The sequence below is a fragment of the Nocardia amamiensis NBRC 102102 genome (genome assembly GCF_001612745.1).
Classification (GTDB): Bacteria; Actinomycetota; Actinomycetes; order Mycobacteriales; family Mycobacteriaceae; genus Nocardia; species Nocardia amamiensis.
The window spans coordinates 1-2,939 of record NZ_BDBA01000377.1; the positions used below are offsets into that span (position 1 = coordinate 1).

Genomic DNA, 2,939 nt, shown 5'->3' on the forward strand with positions numbered 1-2,939 from the left:
GGTCGGTGACCCGCCGCGGCCGCGGGGTGCGCGGGCCGATGCTGCCGCCCACGGTGCCTGCGTGGCGGACCCGCGGCCAGAAGTTCGACCGGCTGGTACTGGAGGCGTTCGCCCCATTGGACAGCCGCTGGCACGACCGGCTCACCAAGCTGGACATCGCCGTCGACGACGTTCCGAAAATCCGTCCGCTACACCCGGATTCGGTCACCTGGCCGGACGAGGTGGTCGCCGACGGACCGGTGCCGCTGTCCCGGCTCATCCCGGCGGGCGTCGACCGGCACGGCGCGGCCACCAGGGCGCGGGTGGTGCTGTTCCGCAAGCCGCTCGAGCTGCGCGCCAGCGATCCCGACGATCTGGTGGACCTGCTGCGTGAAGTGCTGGTCCAGCAGGTCGCCACCTACCTCGGCGTCGACCCGGACGTGATCGATCCGGAAGCCGAGTGATTCGCACCCATCCACCCGGCGGCGGCCCCCGAATGCCGTTGCGGGGCCGGGCGTACCTCCGCCTTCGCTCCGGCCGTGCGCGGGCTGAGGACGGACTACGTCCGACAGTGTCGATCAGGCCGGTCGGCGACCGCACGTGTACGCCGGCCACCCACTGGGTACTCCGAGAACTCCCGCTCCGCGACATACCGCAGGCCGTCGCATGCGCGACCGCGGAATGCCGTGCTGCCCTCGTACTGCGGAAAGCAGACCGAGATTCTTCAAGCGTGTCTGTCCCCATCGATGCGGCAGGAGGGTTACGCTCATCGGCGTGATTCCCATGCGTCGTTGCTGCCGTCCAGGCTGCAAGAATCCGGCCGTCGCGACGCTCACCTATGTGTACTCGGATTCGACGGCAGTGGTCGGGCCGCTCGCGACGGTCGCCGAACCGCACTCCTGGGATCTCTGCGAAACGCACGGCTCCCGAATCACCGCTCCTAAGGGCTGGGAAATGGTCCGTCACGAAGGCGGATTCTCCTCCAGCACACCGGATGACGACGATCTGACCGCGCTCGCGGAGGCCGTGCGCGAAGCCGGGCTACGCCGCCGCCCGCCGGAACACGATCAGCGCGGCTATCGCGACTACGCACCCCCGCCCCCGCGCACCACGCGCACCGGCCGCCGCGGCCATCTCCGCGTGCTTCCCGACCCGCCGTCCTGATCCGGCCAGGAGGGTGTCGGACCCGCCCGGAGCAACCACTAGGGTGTTGGGCATGACAGTCGCCCGCTCTGCCGAATTCGTGAACGCGGTGATCAAGGCTTACGACGTTCGCGGCGTGGTCGGTGATCAGATCGACGCGGAATTCGTCAGGGACGTCGGCGCGTCGTTCGCCAGGTTGATGCGCGCGGAAGGCGCGGGCCGGATCGTCATCGGACACGACATGCGGGATTCCTCCCCCGCGCTCTCGGCCGCCTTCGCCGACGGCGTGCTCGACCAGGGACTGGATGTGGTGCACATCGGCCTCGCCTCGACCGACCAGCTGTACTTCGCCTCCGGCCACCTCGATTGCCCGGGCGCCATGTTCACCGCCAGCCACAACCCGGCCCGCTACAACGGCATCAAGCTGTGCCGCGCCAAGGCTCTCCCGGTGGGACAGGACACCGGCCTGGCCACGATCAAGAACGAGCTGATCGAAGGCGTCCCCGACTGCCCTGGCCATCGCGGCACCGCGACCGAACTCGATCTGCTCGCCGACTACGCGGCATTCCTGCGCGGCCTGGTCGATCTCGGCGGCATCCGCCCGCTCACCATCGCCGTGGACGCGGGCAACGGCATGGGCGGGCACACCGTGCCCGCGGTGCTCGGCACGCTGCCGCAGGTGACCATCGTCCCGCTGTATTTCGAGCTGGACGGCAGCTTCCCGAACCACGAGGCCAACCCGCTCGACCCGGCGAACCTGGTGGACCTGCAAAAGCTGGTCCGCAGCTCGGGCGCGGACATCGGCCTGGCCTTCGACGGCGACGCCGACCGCTGCTTCGTGGTCGACGAGAACGGCGACCCGGTGTCGCCGTCGGCGATCACCGCCCTGGTCGCCGAGCGCGAACTGGCCAAGGAGCCGGGCGCGGTGATCATCCACAACCTGATCACCTCCCGGGCGGTGCCGGAGCTGGTGCACGAGCTGGGCGGGACGCCGGTGCGCACCAGGGTGGGCCACTCGTTCATCAAGCAGGAAATGGCCGCCACCGGAGCCGTATTCGGCGGCGAGCACTCCGCGCACTACTACTTCCGCGACTTCTGGGGCGCCGACTCCGGCATGCTCGCGGCGCTGCACGTGCTGGCCGCGCTCGGCGAGAAGGACCGGCCGGTGTCGGAGCTGATGTCTTCGTACGCGACGTACGCGGCTTCCGGCGAGATCAATTCCACGGTGTCCGACGCGGCGGAGCGGACGATGGCCGTGGTGGATGCTTTCGCGGACCGGGCGCACTCGGTGGACCGGCTGGACGGGGTGACCGTGCAGCTGGCCGACAACGCCTGGTTCAACCTGCGCGCATCGAATACCGAGCCGTTGCTCCGGCTGAACGTCGAGGCCCGATCGGCGGAGGAAGTAGACGCACTCGTAACCGAGATCCTGAGCATCGTGCGCTCCTGACTGGAATAGTGGAATCACAGGCCTTGGATTCGCCCGACTCGGTCTCGGTATGGCAACCCGACCGGGTGGGCGCGGGGGCGGAAACGACACAGCGCGATGAGGGGAGGTGGGACGCCCGATGATCGCTGGAACACCGGTGCTCGACCTCGACGATGCCACTTCACTCGAGGCAGCCGATGCCGGCGGCGCCCTGCGCTCGGCCGCCTCCGGCGGCGCCCAGGTGCGTGCCACCGCGGCGGCGGTCGGTGAGAACGCGCTGGCTCGCCTGGCCGATCTGCGGCCGCGCAGCGTGGTACTGGTCTCCGGTTCAGGGCGTGCCGCGCGGGGCGCGAGCCTGCTCGTCGCCGCTCTCGGCGACCGTGCCGGC

The 2,939-nt window shown here is 69.8% G+C and carries 3 protein-coding genes and 1 pseudogene; all 4 read left to right on the top strand.

Annotated elements, in window-relative coordinates:
• On the top strand, nt 1–443 hold a 443-nt coding region (locus tag NA4_RS37810), incomplete at its 5' end, for a metallopeptidase family protein (RefSeq protein ID WP_245671794.1).
• Nucleotides 444–762: 319 nt separating this feature from the next.
• Entirely contained in the window at nt 763–1,143 is a 381-nt protein-coding gene (locus NA4_RS37815; RefSeq protein WP_067481002.1) for a DUF3499 domain-containing protein, read from the top strand.
• Nucleotides 1,144–1,195: 52 nt separating this feature from the next.
• Nucleotides 1,196–2,572, top strand: a complete 1,377-nt coding sequence (locus NA4_RS37820) for a phosphomannomutase/phosphoglucomutase (protein ID WP_067480999.1) — start codon at nt 1,196–1,198, stop codon at nt 2,570–2,572.
• A gap of 118 nt (nt 2,573–2,690) precedes the next feature.
• Nucleotides 2,691–2,939: pseudogene (locus NA4_RS37825) on the top strand (tobH protein); the annotation flags it as partial.